The following is a 13,509-nucleotide window of genomic DNA, read 5'->3' as shown; positions in this document are numbered from 1 at the left end:
GGAACGAGAAGGGGAGGGGCCACCGGTGGCCCCTCCCCTTCTCGTCGTACGCGCGCCTCAGACGGTCCGCTTCCACTCCCTCAGCAGCAGATAGCCCAGGTACGCCCCTCCGACGGCCATCGTGTAGAGGCCGACCGGCAGGTCGTCGAAGAGCGGCAGCTGCTGGGCCGCGAGGTCCGCGAGCACCAGGAGCAGGGCGCCCAGCAGGGTCGACATGACGAGCTGCGGCCCGCCGCTGCGGGTGACCCGCTTGGCGATCTGCGGCGCCGTCAGGGAGATGAAGGCGATCGGGCCGGCCACGCCGACCGCGCCCGCGGACAGCACGATCGACAGGGCGACCGCCGCCGTCGCGGTCCGGTCCGGGCGGGCGCCCAGACCGGTGGAGAGGTCGTCGCCCATCTCGCCGATGTTCAGCGGCCGCGAGAGCAGCGCCGCGAGCGGCAGGCAGACGAGCAGCACCCCCCAGATGACCGTCGCGTCGTCCCAGGAACGGGCGGAGAGGCTGCCGTTGATGTACGCGGTCAGGGCGCTCGCCTTGTCGCGCTCGACGGCGTAGACCACGTACTGGGTCAGGGCCGTCGACATGGCGGCCACGCCGATGCCCGCCACGACCAGGCGTCCCGGGTTGCGGAACCCGGTCCCGGTGGAGACGTACACGAGCCCCATGGCGGCGACCGCGCCGACCAGGGAGCCGACGGAGACCGGGACGGTGTCGGGGAAGAAGAGCGCGGCGGCCGCGGCCCCCGCTCCGGAACCGGCGCTGAGCCCGATCACGTCGGGGCTGCCCAGCGGGTTGCGGGTGACCGACTGGAACAGGGCCCCGGACAGGCCGAGGGCCGCGCCGGTGGCGACGGCCACCACGAGCCGGGGGCCGCGCAGCCGGTTCAGGACGAAGGCGTTCTTGCCCGTCGCCTCGCCCATGAGCGCCGACGGCAGGTCGGCGAGGTCGATGCCCAGCCTGCCCATCGAGAGCGTCGCCACGCCCGCCCCCAGGAGGAGCAGCACCGACAGCACGGCGGCGATCAGGGAGGAGCGGCGCACGGGGATCGCGACCCGGGGGCCGATCCGCACGAGGACGCGCCCCGCGGGACGCGACGGCGCCACGGCCGGGCCCCCGGTCCGGATCTCGGTCCGGTCGGCGGTCTTCATGCCGCTCCCCTCATGCGACGGACGGCGAAGAGCAGCGCGGGCGCGCCCACGAACGCGGTGACGACGCCGACCATCAGCTCCTCGGGACGCAGCAGGACCCGGCCGACGACGTCCGCGAAGAGCAGCAGCGTGGGGCCCGCGAGCGCGGTGAACAGGATCTGCATCCGGAAGTCGGCGCCCACCAGGGCCCGGACCAGGTGCGGGACGGCGAGCCCGACGAAGGCGATGGGGCCCACCGCCGCCGTGGCCGCCGCGCTGAGCAGCGTCGCGGCGAGCAGCCCGGCGCCCTTGACGCGGGCGGGGCTGATGCCGAGCGAGGCGGCCTTGTCGTCCCCCATCGCCATGGCGTTGAGCCCGGGGGCGAGGACGACGGCGAGGAGGAGACCGGCCGCGGCGAACGGCAGCACGTCCCACAGGACGTCGAAACCGCGCCCGCCGAGCGACCCCACCACCCAGTAGCGGTACGTGTCGAAGACCTTCGGCCGGGACAGCGCGACGGCCTGGATGAAGGCGGCGAGGATCGCGGAGAGCACCGCGCCGGCCAGCACGAGCCGCACCGGACTGCCGCCCCCGCCGGCCGTGCCGACGAGATGGACGAGGACGCCGGTCGCCAGGGCGCCGGCGAGGGCCCACCAGATGGTCTCCCGCTGCCCGGACGCGCCGAGGAACGCGGTGGCGGCGACGATGCTCGCCGACGCGCCCGCGTTGATGCCGAGGAGCCCCGGCTCGGCGAGCGGGTTGCGGGTGATGCCCTGCATCAGCGTGCCGGCGATCCCGAGGCAGAGACCCGCGAGCACGCCGAGCGCGGTGCGCGGGTAGCGGCTCTCGACGACGGTGCGGAGGTACTCGTCCCCGCCGCCGGTGACGACCCGCAGGACGTCGGAGAGGGACGTCGGCTTGCTGCCGAACATCACGCTGGCGAGCAGGGCCAGGGCGAGCAGGACCAGGCACAGGACGGCTGCTGCTAGGTACCGGGCAGGGCCCCGCCGTACGACGGCGGGGCCCTGGACGGTCCGGGAGAGTGTGGTCACGCCGGAATCCGCTGTTACTTCCCGGCCTTGGCGACGGCCTTGTCGATCATCGGCAGGTAGCGCTCGATGCTGTACGGCACCGTCAGCGGGTTGATCATCGAGGAGGCGGTGACGAACGGGGTGTCGTGGCTGTAGACGAGCGCGTTCTTCTTCACCGCCGGGATGGCCGCGTACAGCGGCTGGGCCTCGACCGTCTTGCGGGACTTCTCGTCCATGTAGAACGTGAAGGCGATGTCGCTGTTCGAGAGCTTGTTGGCGTTCTCCAGGCCGATCAGGGCGGAGTCGGTGCCCTCGGTCTCCTTGAAGGTGTTCACCACCGGGTCGACCTTGAGGCCCAGCTTGGAGACCATCGCGACGCGCTGCTCCTCGGGCTTGAAGACGCCGAGGGTGCCGGGGCCGGTGTTGTAGATGTACGAGAACGTGACGTTCTTGTAGTGGGGGCGGGAGGCGGCCGCGTCGGCGAGCTGCTTGTCGATCTTCGACTCCAGCTCCTTGGCCTTCTCCGGCTGACCGAGCGCCTTGGCGACGATCTCGATCTGCTGGTCCCAGTTCGTGCTCCACGCCTTCTCGGGGTAGGCGACGGTCGGCGCGATGTCCTTGAGGACGTCGTACTGCTTCTGCGTGAGACCGGACCACGGGGCGAGGATGACGTCGGGTTCGAGCTCGGTGATGGCCTCGATGTCGAGCTCCTCGCCGCCCTTGAACTGCTTGGGGAGCGTGGCGCCGGACTTCGTCACGGCCTCGTGGATCCAGGGGAGGTAGCCGGTCTTGTCACTGCCCCAGGGGTACTCCTCGATGCCGACCGGGACGTTGCCGAGGGCGATCGCGGTCTCGGCGGAACCCTGGCCGAGGGTGACGACGCGCTTGGGCTTCTCCTTGATGACCGCCTCGCCGAGGGCGCTCTTGATGGTGACGGGGAACGCGCCCGCCGGAGCCTTGGACGCCGGGCCCGCCGCGTCGTCCTTTTTCTCGTCCGAACCGCATCCGGTCACCATGAGGCCGAGCGAGACCGCGGCGGCCCCCGCCGCGAGGACGCGGCGGCGAAGAGGGGTGAACACAGAAGGCATGACGGTTCCTTGTCTCCGGGCAGAGGTGTGCGAGGCCGCGCCCACGCCTCTCCGGACGTGATCACGTAGAGGCGGCGGCCGTCGCGAACGCTTGTTAGGTGAGCCTAACCTATTCGCCCTCGGGCTCGAACGCCAGGGGGTGCCGATCTCCGGAAGGGAGCAGGAAGGGGGCCGGAAGGGGGCCGGAGGAGCGTCCGGGGAGGGAGGGCCGGAAGCGGTGCGGACGGCGTTCGGGGCGCACACGAACGGGGTAGCCGCCCGCGTGGCGCGGACCCCCGCGGCAGGGTCCCCTGGAGGATGCAGGGATTCATGCGCCGGTAGGACGAAAGGCTCACAGGATGATCGCACCGGATCGCCGGCGGACCGGCGGACGGCCGGACCTCCCGCCGGCCCGGACAGGGGCGGACGGGCGATGAGCCCGGCGAGGGCCCTCGACCCGAAGCTGTTCGACGCCACCGTGGCGGCGGTCGCCCTCTTCGCGGGCCCCGACCACCTGCTGATCTACGTCAACGCGGCGTACAAGAGGATGCTCGGCGCCCGCCCCCTCCGCCGGCCCGCCCGGGAGGCCTACCCGGAACCGGCCGCCGAGCGGTTCCTGTCCGTCCTGGACGACGTCCTCACCACCGGACGGCCCCGCCAGCTCACCGAATCCCTGCTGCCCGTCCCCGGCGGCCCGGAGGAGGTCCGCCACTTCGTCTCCTCCTGCACCCCCGTCGCCACCCCGGTCGGCGACGGGGTCCTGGTCGTGACCCTGGAGACCACCGCCGAGACCCGCGCGCTCCAGCGCTTCGAGGCCCTGGTGACGGCCGTCTCCCAGATGGTGTGGGTGGTGCGCGCGAACGGGCACGTCGAGGAGATCGTCCCCGGCTGGGAGAAGCTGACCGGCGTCCCCCTGCCCGTCCGGGAGGGCGGGGACATGTACGCCCACGTCCACCCCCGGGACCGGCAGGCGCTCGTCGACGCCCGGCGGAGCGCGCTCGCCCGGCGGCCCCCCGAGATCCACCAGAACACCTTCCGGCTCCGGACGGCCGACGGCTCCTACCGCCACATGGCCACGCGCTGCGTCCCCATCGTGCGGGACGGGCGCGCCGACGAGTGGATCGCCGCCACCGTCGACATCGAGGACACCTGGGGCGCGGAGCTGCGCGAGCACCTCCTCGCCCGGGTGGCGCAGGCGTCGGGCGGCGGCCTGGACACGGCGTTCGCCGCGGTGGTGGAGTCGGTCGTCCCCGAACTCGCCGACGCCTGCGTGATCCTGCTCCTCTCCCACGAGGAGTGGCCGCTCCCGGAGCACGCGACGGTCACGGCCCGGCGGGTCGCCTCCGCCACCCGCCCCGGACTCCCGCCCGCGCCCGCGCCGATGGGGCAGAGCGTCACGGTCACCCCGGTCATGCGGGAGGTGCTTGAGAGCCGCGAGCCGAGGACGTTCCGGCTGCCGGCGGACGGCCGGATCCCGCCCGGCCTGGTGCCGGAGGTCACCGAGCGGTGGCTCGCCGCGTCCGGCGCCACGAGCATGATCCTCGTCCCCCTGGTCGTCGACGACATCGTCCTCGGATACGCCACCGCCGCCACCAGCGGGGACACCCCCGTCCCCGAACCCGCCGACGTCGAGCTGCTGCGCGAGGTCCTGCACCACGCGCAGCGGCCCATCCGCAAGGTCCTCGACCTCCAGCAGGCCCGCCGCACCGCGCTGCGCCTCCAGCGCGCCCAGCTCACCCGCCCGCCCGCCGTGCCCGGGGCGGTCCTGGCCGCCCGCTACCAGCCGGCCAGCCCGGCCAACGAGATCGGCGGCGACTGGTACGACGCCATCACGCTCCCCAACGGCACCCTCGTCCTCGACATCGGGGACGTCGCGGGGCACGACCTCGGTGCCGCCACCGTCATGGGCCAGATGCGCAGCATGCTCCGCGCCCTCGCCTGGAACAAGGGCCCCGACTGCACGCCCGCGGCCGTCCTCGCCATGCTCGACGACGCCGCCGAAGGGCTCGACGTCGGCTCCTTCGCCACCGTCGTCCACACCCATCTGCACCGGTGCCCCGACGGCGCCTGGCGGATGACCTGGTCCAACGCCGGACACCCGCCGCCCCTGCTGATCCCCGCGCGGGGAGAGCCCCGCTTCCTCGAAGGCGGCGGCGAGGACCCGCCGCTCTGCGTCGCCCCCGAACTCCCCAGGACCACCCACACGCACGCCCTCGCCCCCGGCGACACGCTCCTGCAGTACACCGACGGACTGATCGAGACCCCCGGCACCTCCCTCGACACCGGGCAGCGCCGCCTCCTGCGGGCGGCCGCGCTCCACCGCGACGAGGCCCTGCCCGACCTGCTCCGTCTCCTCCAGGACCTCTCCGACCACCGCGACGACACCGCCATGATCGCCTTCCGTGCGGAAACGGTCCTCCGAGACACGTGAAAACGCCTCCGATCTGCGAAGGACCGGTTCTTCCCGCCCGGTGAGTCACCCGAATGCCGCGTTCCCCTCCGAGGGAAGGTGTCGTTGAGGGGATGTGTCATCAGCAGTGCCCTTTTTATTCGAATGTGATGACCTTCGCCGTGTGCCACAGGAGGAACTTATGTACGAAGGAACCATTCCTCTCGAGGACTTCCTCGACACGATGAACCGTTTGCAGGCCGATTTCGAGCGGCGTCTCGGCGGCATCGAGCGCGCTGTCCCGCCGAAGTCCCCGCACTCCGCACGCGCGCAGGAGGCGACCGGCTTCCCGCCCTCCTGGCGGTCCGACGAGACGACCCGGCCCCTCGGCATCGAGGCCATCTGGACCGACGCCCGCCGGGGACGGGAAGGGCGGTCCGACCGCTCGGAAGAGCCTTTTCCCGCCCCGTACCCGGATCCCTTCCGCGACTAGCGGCGGTCGGCGACAGCCGATGACAGCCCGGGAAGAAACGTTCACCCTTCCTCTGTGAGTCCTCCGACGGCGACGGTGACGGTGGCAGGCGGAGCGGATCAGGCCGGTGCGCCCCAGGCCTTCGTCAGGCCGTCCAGCCACGCGGGCGGCAGTTCGGCGGCGTCCCACTCCTCGTACAGGGCGGAGGGCGCCGCCGCGAGCCGCTCCAGGACGGCGACGCTGGTGGGAGAGTGCACGAGGGTGTAGCGGCCGTGGATCGCGATGGCGCTGCCCGGCCCGTACTCCGCGTACAGGCGCTCCAGGCGCTCCCGGTGGGTCGTGGCGAACTCCGCCAACCGCCCGGCGTACCGGGAGCGCTGACGGGAGCTCATCGTGCGCAGGACGGCGCCGAGCACCTGCTCGGTGACCTCCGGATCGAGGTCGGAGACATCGGTGAACGAGAGGTAGATCGGGATGACCGCCACCTTGGTCCGCTCCATCTCCGTGCGCCCGACGGGAGGGCGGTCGTCGGGGGAGTCGGCCGTGGGATCGGCGGCGAGGGCCTGCCGCAGGGCCCGCTCGGCGACGCCGCCGAGCTCGTCGGCCACGGCCCGGGCGCCGTCGAGCCAACCGGCGGCGTACGCCTCGCCCTTCCCGTCCGGGGCGCTCCGCCCGGCCCCGCCGACCTCCTCGTACGCGAGGGCCAGGGCGCCCGCCTCGACGAACCCGATCAGCTCCTCCGCGTCCCCGGACCAGACGCCGGCCCGGGCGAGGAGCTGGAGCAGCGTCCTCTTCGCGTTGAGCACGCTGGCCGCGTCGAGCCGCTGCCGTCCCTCTTCGGCGGTGGTCATGGGGTCCTCCTCGTCGTACGGGCGGCACGGTGCGGGTGCGCGGAACGCTCTGTTCGAGCCTACGCAACACCCGTTGCCCCCACGACGCTTCCCCCGCCGTCGCGCGCGTCGACACCCCGTTTCCCGCCGTACGGAGAAGACGGCGGGCAGAGAGGTGCGCGGCCCCGGCCCGGGTCAGCCGCGGTACACGCGCAGCTCCGTCACCTCGTACGACATCTCCGCCGTGCCGGGCTCGGGCGCCGGGTGGTAGCGGCCCGCGCACACCGACAGGTTCACGATGAGGTAGGCGCGCCAGGAGCGGCCCACCCCGCGGCGGTCGTCGAAGGCCCGCGCGCCGTTCACCCACCACACCACCGAGCGCGCGCCGAACTCGATCCGGAAGTCGATCCACGCCCCCGGACGGACGGCCGGGTCCCGGAAGTAGTGGTGGCGGCCCCGGACCCGGTTCGACAGCTCCAGGAGGTCCGGGTTGTCGGGGTGGTACTCGAAGACGTCGATCTCCTGCCCGCCGTCGCGCCAGGTCCAGATGGCCGGCCAGGCGCCGATCTCCGAGGGCAGCCGCACCCGGGCCTCCAGGACGTCGCCCGTGCGCACGAGGAACCCCTCGGCGCTGCCCTCGGTGGTGAGCAGCCCGGCGGTCCAGCGGCCGTCGGGCCGGGGGGTCGCCCGGAAGACCCCGCTCCTGCTGTACGCGGGATCGTCCGTGAGGTGGTCGAGCTTGTTGTCGCCGGGGTTCGTCGGACCGCCGTGGGGATAGGCCCAGGAGCGGCCGGCGACCCACTGCTCGGCGGAGGAGAAGTCGGCGTCGAGGACGAGGTTCCGGAGCGGTCGCGCCTGGCCGGGCACCCCCGGCGCCGTTCCCGGCGCGGCCCCGGACCCCGCGGGCGGTCCCGTGCCGGAACCGCGGCGGAGCAGTCTGTCGAAGAAGTCGGAGAGCACGGCTCACTCCTCTCGCACGGGCACGCGTCGGCCCACGGACGATCTGCCCGGTTCCCTACGGAGTAACCACGGAGTGTCACCGATTGGCGACAACTCGTCACTGGACACCGTCGTCGAACGTCGTCACCGGCTCTCGGTGTCGGCCTCCGTCGCCGTCCCCGTCACCGTCACCGGCATCGGCACCGGCACCGTCGCCGTCCCCGTCACCGGTCTCACCGGGACGGCGGCACTCGAACGCGCCTCCCCGGGGGTACGTATCAACGCCGTCGGCACCGGCCGCACCCCCACCCCCTCCTCGCCGGATCCGGCCGGGAGGCGCACGACGCCCCCGTCGTCCGCCGAACCACCGGAAAGCGCGAGAAAGCGAAGGACACACCGTCATGAAGGCACTCCAGTACCGCGCGGTGGGCTCCCCGCCCGAGGTCGTCACCGTCCCCGACCCGGAGCCCGGCCCCGGGCAGGTCCTCCTCAAGGTCACCGCCGCCGGCGTCTGCCACTCCGACATCGCCGTCATGAGCCGGCCCGCCGACCAGCTCCCCTTCCCGCTGCCCCTGACCCTCGGGCACGAGGGCGTCGGCACCGTCGAGGCGCTCGGCGCGGGCGTCGAGGGGTTCGCCGTCGGCGACCCGGTCGCCGTCTACGGCCCCTGGGGCTGCGGCACCTGCTTCATGTGCGCGCAGGGCAAGGAGAACTACTGCCTGCGGGCCGCGGAGCTGGGCATCAGACCGCCCGGTCTCGGCGCCCCCGGCGCCATCGCCGAGTACATGGTCGTCGACAGCCCCCGCCACCTCGTCCCGCTCGGCGGCCTCGACCCCGTGCGGGCCGCGCCGCTCACGGACGCGGGTCTCACCCCGTACCACGCCGTCAAGCGCTCCCTCCCGAAGCTCGTCCCCGGGAGCACCGCCGTCGTCATCGGCACGGGCGGGCTCGGCCACGTCGCCATCCAGCTGCTGCGCGCCATGACCGCGGCCCGGGTCGTCGCCCTGGACGTCAACGAGGAGAAGCTCGCCCTCGCCCGCGCCGTCGGCGCCCACGAGGCCGTGCTCTCCGACGCGTCGGCGGCAGCCGAGGTCCGCGAACTGACCGGCGGGCGCGGCGCCGAGGTCGTCCTCGACTTCGTGGGGGTCGCTCCCACGGTGACCTCGGCGGGCGCGATGGCCGCGGTCGAGGGCGACGTCACGATCGTCGGCCTCGGCGGCGGTGCCCTGCCCGTCGGCTTCGGCTCCCCGGCGTACGAGGTCTCCGTGGCCTCCCCGTACTGGGGCACCCGCGCCGAGCTGATCGAGGTGCTCGACCTGGCCCGCGCCGGCTCCGTCGACGTGCACGTGGAGACGTACACCCTGGACGAGGCGCCGAAGGCCTACGAGCGGCTGCACGAGGGGCGCGTCGCCGGACGCGCGGTCATCCTGCCGAACGGCTGACCGCCCCGAGGAGCCCGGGACCGACGCGCGCGAGCGGACGGCCCCGGTGGAAACGGCGGCAGCGGCCGGGGCGGCGGAGGACGGGTGCGCGCTCGACTCCCTTGAGCGCGAACCCCCGATCCCCTCGAACGTCCTTGCGGTGCCCCGTGTCGATCACGTAACGTCCTGCGACGTGAACACCGGACCGGCTATACGCCACACACGGACGGGCGACCCGGTGGACGACTGACGGCTCGGCGGGTGCGCGGGACGCACCCCCGCCGTTCGACACGAGGACCCCCCAGTGCACGAGCACTGCGCGTCCCCTTCCCTGTCGAACAAGAGCGAGGTCATCCACATGGCAGTCACGTTCAACCACACCATCATCGCGGCCGAGGACCGGCACGAGTCGGCGCGTTTCTTCCGGGAGCTGCTCGAACTCCCCGAAGCGCCCTCCTGGGGCCCGTTCGTCAACGTCCAGCTCCCCGACGGCGTACTGATCCAGTTCGCCGAGCCCCCGGTGGAGATCCAGATGCAGCACTACGCGTTCCTCGTCGACGACGAGCTGTTCGAGCGGGCCTACGGGCGCCTGTGCGAGCAGGGGATCGAGCACTGGGCCGACCCGCAGATGAAGCGGCCCGGCGAGACCAACACCGAACACGGCGGCCGCGGGGTCTACTTCAAGGACCCCGCGGGCCACGCGATGGAACTGATCACCCGCCCCTACCTGTAGGAACCGCGCGCCGCCGGGCTCAGTCGAGGAACTCCCCGTCCCGCGCCACGACCGCCCCGCCGTGGACGACGACGTCCCGGCGGGGCATGTCGACGACCACCTGCGGCAGGCACTCGCCCCGCACGAGCACGAAGTCGGCCGGGGCGCCCGGCTCCAGGTCGGCGTGGGCGAGACCCATGACGTCCGCGCCGCCGTGGGTCGCGACCCGGTAGCACTCCGCCAGTTCGTCGTCGAGCCGCACGTCCGTCACCCAGCCGAGGATGTGCGCGCGGTGCAGCATGTCGGCGTTGCCGAACGGGCTCCAGGAGTCGCGCACGCCGTCCGAACCGAGGCCGACCCGCACCCCGTGCTCGCGCAGCCGGGCGATCGGCAGCACCAGGGAGTCGGACGGCGCGACCGTGGTGAGGGCGATGTCCTGCTCGCCCAGGCCGGCCGCGACGGAACCGAGCTCACGGTCCGACAGGCCGGGCAGGCAGAAGACGTGGCTGACGGTCACCTTGCCGGCGAGGGAGAGGGCACGGGTGCGCTCGATGATGCCGCGCATGGCCTTCAGACCCGTCTCGCCCCGGTCGTGGAGGTGGATGTCCACGCCCACGCCGTGCCGGTCCGCGATGCCGAAGACCAGGTCGAGCTGCTCGTCGAGGGCGCGGTCGAAGCCGATCGGGTCGATGCCGCCGATCATGTCCACCAGGCCCTCGCGCGCCGCGCGCTCCAGGAGCGCCGCCGTGCCCGGCGTGCGGACGACGCCGTGCTGCGGGAAGGCCACGATCTGGACGTCGAGGGCGTGGCGCAGCCGCTCGCGGGCCTCCGCGACGCCCTCCGTGCCCTTCAGGCCGTAGGCCGGGGCCACGTCGGCGTGGGCGCGCATCGCCCGGGTGCCCCGGGCGACGGCGTGGCTCATCAGACCGTACGCGCGCTCCGCGACGGAACGGCGCTGGGAACGGAACAGCTCCACGTCCTGGGTGACGTAGTCCGCGATGCCGCTCGCCGGCTTCCGCGACACCCAGGAGCCGCCCCAGGTCGTCTTGTCGGGGTGGATGTGCGCGTCGACGAGGGACGGGAGGGCGATGCGGCCGCCGCCGTCGACGACCTTCGCGCCGCGCGGCGCCGGACCGGCCGAGATCCGGCCGTCGACGACCACCAGGTCCGTGGGCCTCGCCGCGCCGAACGGGCGCACGTCGCGGAAGACCACGGCCTTGGCGCGGTGCCCCGTCGCGGAGGACGCCGAGGCGTGTGCCACCGGGGCTCCGACCGCCCCGGCCGCGCCCGCGACGGCGGCCTGCGCCGGGACGGCCGTGGCGGCCGCCGTGGCCGTGGCCCCGGCCAGAGCGGCGGCCCCGGCCAGCATCGTGCGGCGGGAGAGCGCGCCGGGGGAGGACGGGGACGGCTGCATGGGGGGCTCCTTCGGCGGTGGACGTCAGCTCCCTGCTTTGTATACCAAGCGCAGAGTGGCGGCAAGGTTCACGGGGGGAGAGGTCAAGAAAAGCCAGGTGATTGAAGCCGTGAAAGGAGAGGGAGGGGTGGGGTCTGTCGTTCTGGTATACAAATACTTCAGGCGCCGAAGAGCGAGCGCAGCGCGACGGCCCTGCTGTCGCGCACGTGCAGCAGCGTGCTCGCCGCCGCCGCCTCCGGGTCGCCCGCGGCGATGTGCCGGTACATCTCGGCGTGCTGGGCCCGCATGTGCGCGGGCTCCTCGCGCAGTCCGAACAGCAGTCGCAGCTGCCGGTTCAGCTGCTCCATCGTGCGGACGAGCAGGGGGTTGCCCGACAGCGCCACGACCTCCTCGTGGAACGCCGTGTGCGCCGCCACCTCGCGGGCCCCCTCGTCGGCCGCAGCCGCCGACTCGGCCTGGCGGAGGGCCGCCTCCAGGGCGGCGGGGCTCCCGTCCGCCGCCACGGCCCGCGCCGCGAGCCGCGACGCCTGGACCGCGAGCGGCTCCCACACCTCGTACAGGTGCTCCACGTCGGCGCGTTCGAGCCGGCGCACGCGGACGCCGCTGTGCGGGAGCAGTTCCAGGAGCCCTTCGGCCACCAGGGCGCGCAGCGCCTCGCGCACCGGTACGCGGGACATGCCGAGCTCCTCGGCGACCTCCCGCTCCACCAGGCGGGCGCCCTGCTCGTACCGCCGGTCGACGATCCGCCGGAGGACGGCCTCCCGGGCCCGTGCGCTGAGGGGGCCCGAACCTGCCCTGCCCGGATCCGCAGCCCTGCCCGGATCCGCCGCCTTGTCCGCCGTCACCCTGTCCGCCTCTTCCCTCTCCGCGGCCCCCCGTCGGGCGCGTCCGGGGCGAGGATACGCCGGGCCCCGGAGCGGCCCTGATATTCGCGTGCACCCGGCCCGCCCCGGTGATGGGATCGGTCGATGCGACAGGAGACACCCATGACGTCCACGAAGCCGATGACCGTCGACCGGGGGCGGTTCGCGGACGCGGTCACCCCCTGGGAGGACGAGGAGTGGCGCGCGGCCGCCTTCGCGTGGGCGGAGCGAGCGCTCGACCGGCACGGCCTGCGCGAGACCGGGACCCGCGAGGTCAGGGTCCGCCCCTGGTCGATCCTCGTGCGCTTCCGCACCGGGCCCGGGGAGCGCGACGCCGTCTGGTTCAAGGCGGGAGCGCCCGACAACGCCTTCGAGGCGCCCCTCGGCGACGCCCTCGCGCGATGGGCGCCCGGCCACGTCGTGACCCCGCTGGCGGTCGACGCCGAACGGGCGTGGTCCCTGCTCCCCGACGGCGGACCCCTCTTCCGGCACGTCCTGGACGCGGGCGACGCGGGACCGGACTCCTGGGCGCGGGCCCTCGCCCAGTACGCGCGCATGCAGCGGGCGCTGACCCCGTACGCGGACCGGATGACCGCCCTCGGCGTGCCCGACGCCCGCACCGCCCGGCTGCCCGCCCTCTTCGACGGCCTCGTCGCGGACAACCCCACCCTGGACCCGGCCGCCCGCCGCGACCTCATGGCCGGGCGGCCCCGCCTGCTCGACTGGTGCGCGGAGCTCGACGCGTACGGCGTCCCGGACTCGCTCGACCACTGCGACCTGCACGACGGACAGGTGCTCGCCCCCGCCCCCGGCCGCTTCACCTTCTTCGACTGGGGCGACGCGGCCGTCGGCCACCCCTTCGGCAGCCTCCTCGTCCCCGCCCGCGCCGTCCTCGAACGGTACGGACCCGAGCACGTGGGGCGGCTGCGCGACGCCTATCTGGAGCCCTGGACCGACCTCGGCCCCTCCCTCCCGGAGCTGCGCCGCGCCGCGGCGCTCGCCACCCGCCTCGCCGCCCTCGGCCGGGCCGCCTCCTGGTTCCGCCTCTTCCCCGGCACCCCGACCACCGGCTGCGACGAGGCCAGTGCCCACTGGGTGGGGGAACTCTTCAGCGTGACCACGGTGTTCGAGGACGCGGCAGCCTGAGGGCGCCGGCCCGGGAAAGGAGGGGGCGCCGGGGCCTGTTGGTCCGCCGGGACGGGCCGCGCCTGTGGTACTGCCTTACGGAAGCAAAGTGACGTTT

12 protein-coding genes are annotated in these 13,509 nt (G+C 73.6%); 5 read left to right on the top strand and 7 right to left on the bottom strand.

Annotated elements, in window-relative coordinates; translation table 11 throughout:
• Positions 1-57 precede the first annotated feature (57 nt).
• Genes ACWGSR_RS18115 through ACWGSR_RS18105 form a run of 3 tightly spaced genes read right to left on the bottom strand, consistent with a single transcriptional unit; the run spans position 58 to position 3,247 of the window.
• Positions 58-1,149: a FecCD family ABC transporter permease gene (locus tag ACWGSR_RS18115; protein WP_453567432.1), complete on the bottom strand. Its 1,092-nt coding sequence runs from the start codon at positions 1,147-1,149 to the stop codon at positions 58-60.
• Positions 1,146-2,180 carry a FecCD family ABC transporter permease gene (locus ACWGSR_RS18110; protein WP_453567430.1) on the bottom strand — a complete coding sequence of 345 codons (1,035 nt, stop codon included), beginning with the start codon at positions 2,178-2,180 and terminating at the stop codon, positions 1,146-1,148. The genes ACWGSR_RS18115 and ACWGSR_RS18110 overlap by 4 nt, the downstream gene beginning before the upstream one ends.
• A 14-nt stretch (positions 2,181-2,194) precedes the next feature.
• A complete protein-coding gene (locus ACWGSR_RS18105) occupies positions 2,195-3,247 on the bottom strand; it encodes an iron-siderophore ABC transporter substrate-binding protein (RefSeq protein WP_376240786.1) in 1,053 nt (350 codons plus the stop codon).
• Between the two features lie 412 nt (positions 3,248-3,659).
• Here ACWGSR_RS18105 and ACWGSR_RS18100 point away from each other — a divergent pair, with 412 nt between their 5' ends.
• Together ACWGSR_RS18100 and ACWGSR_RS18095 are read left to right on the top strand one after the other, a co-directional pair.
• Positions 3,660-5,657 carry a SpoIIE family protein phosphatase gene (locus ACWGSR_RS18100; RefSeq protein WP_453567428.1) on the top strand — a complete coding sequence of 666 codons (1,998 nt, stop codon included), beginning with the start codon at positions 3,660-3,662 and terminating at the stop codon, positions 5,655-5,657.
• Between the two features lie 160 nt (positions 5,658-5,817).
• Positions 5,818-6,108 (top strand): hypothetical protein, encoded by a 291-nt coding sequence (locus tag ACWGSR_RS18095; protein ID WP_453567426.1) that lies wholly within the window; start codon positions 5,818-5,820, stop codon positions 6,106-6,108.
• Between the two features lie 98 nt (positions 6,109-6,206).
• Here the strand turns inward: ACWGSR_RS18095 and ACWGSR_RS18090 are convergent, their stop codons facing one another.
• The gene (locus ACWGSR_RS18090; protein WP_376240780.1) at positions 6,207-6,938 is read right to left on the bottom strand and encodes a hypothetical protein; all 732 of its coding nucleotides are present in this window, start codon (positions 6,936-6,938) and stop codon (positions 6,207-6,209) included.
• A gap of 174 nt (positions 6,939-7,112) precedes the next feature.
• Entirely contained in the window at positions 7,113-7,784 is a 672-nt protein-coding gene (locus ACWGSR_RS18085; protein WP_376240803.1) for a LamG domain-containing protein, read from the bottom strand.
• A gap of 473 nt (positions 7,785-8,257) precedes the next feature.
• Here ACWGSR_RS18085 and ACWGSR_RS18080 point away from each other — a divergent pair, with 473 nt between their 5' ends.
• Positions 8,258-9,298, top strand: a complete 1,041-nt coding sequence (locus tag ACWGSR_RS18080) for an NAD(P)-dependent alcohol dehydrogenase (RefSeq protein ID WP_376240778.1) — start codon at positions 8,258-8,260, stop codon at positions 9,296-9,298.
• 337 nt (positions 9,299-9,635) lie between these two features.
• Positions 9,636-10,010, top strand: coding sequence for a VOC family protein (locus ACWGSR_RS18075; RefSeq protein WP_376240776.1), 375 nt, complete (start codon positions 9,636-9,638; stop codon positions 10,008-10,010).
• A gap of 19 nt (positions 10,011-10,029) precedes the next feature.
• On the opposite strand, the gene ACWGSR_RS18070 is transcribed toward ACWGSR_RS18075, so the two are convergent.
• Together ACWGSR_RS18070 and ACWGSR_RS18065 are read right to left on the bottom strand one after the other, a co-directional pair.
• Positions 10,030-11,403, bottom strand: coding sequence for an amidohydrolase (locus ACWGSR_RS18070; protein ID WP_453567424.1), 1,374 nt, complete (start codon positions 11,401-11,403; stop codon positions 10,030-10,032).
• A 158-nt stretch (positions 11,404-11,561) separates the two neighbouring features.
• A complete protein-coding gene (locus ACWGSR_RS18065; protein ID WP_453567422.1) occupies positions 11,562-12,248 on the bottom strand; it encodes a GntR family transcriptional regulator in 687 nt (228 codons plus the stop codon).
• 141 nt (positions 12,249-12,389) lie between these two features.
• On the opposite strand from ACWGSR_RS18065, the gene ACWGSR_RS18060 reads away from it, so the two are divergent.
• Entirely contained in the window at positions 12,390-13,412 is a 1,023-nt protein-coding gene (locus ACWGSR_RS18060) for an aminoglycoside phosphotransferase family protein (RefSeq protein WP_453567420.1), read from the top strand.
• The last annotated feature ends 97 nt before the right edge of the window (positions 13,413-13,509 follow it).

It is taken from the genome of Streptomyces sp. NPDC055632 (assembly GCF_053618675.1).
This window is presented reverse-complemented; position numbering and strand designations above follow the sequence as displayed.

Coding starts and splice junctions, on each gene's coding strand:
- ACWGSR_RS18115 (WP_453567432.1), bottom strand. CDS start 1,149: ATGAAGACCGCCGACCGGACCGAGATCCGGACCGGGGGCCCGGCCGTG.
- ACWGSR_RS18105 (WP_376240786.1), bottom strand. CDS start 3,247: ATGCCTTCTGTGTTCACCCCTCTTCGCCGCCGCGTCCTCGCGGCGGGG.
- ACWGSR_RS18100 (WP_453567428.1), top strand. CDS start 3,660: ATGAGCCCGGCGAGGGCCCTCGACCCGAAGCTGTTCGACGCCACCGTG.
- ACWGSR_RS18095 (WP_453567426.1), top strand. CDS start 5,818: ATGTACGAAGGAACCATTCCTCTCGAGGACTTCCTCGACACGATGAAC.
- ACWGSR_RS18090 (WP_376240780.1), bottom strand. CDS start 6,938: ATGACCACCGCCGAAGAGGGACGGCAGCGGCTCGACGCGGCCAGCGTG.
- ACWGSR_RS18080 (WP_376240778.1), top strand. CDS start 8,258: ATGAAGGCACTCCAGTACCGCGCGGTGGGCTCCCCGCCCGAGGTCGTC.
- ACWGSR_RS18075 (WP_376240776.1), top strand. CDS start 9,636: ATGGCAGTCACGTTCAACCACACCATCATCGCGGCCGAGGACCGGCAC.
- ACWGSR_RS18070 (WP_453567424.1), bottom strand. CDS start 11,403: ATGCAGCCGTCCCCGTCCTCCCCCGGCGCGCTCTCCCGCCGCACGATG.
- ACWGSR_RS18060 (WP_453567420.1), top strand. CDS start 12,390: ATGACGTCCACGAAGCCGATGACCGTCGACCGGGGGCGGTTCGCGGAC.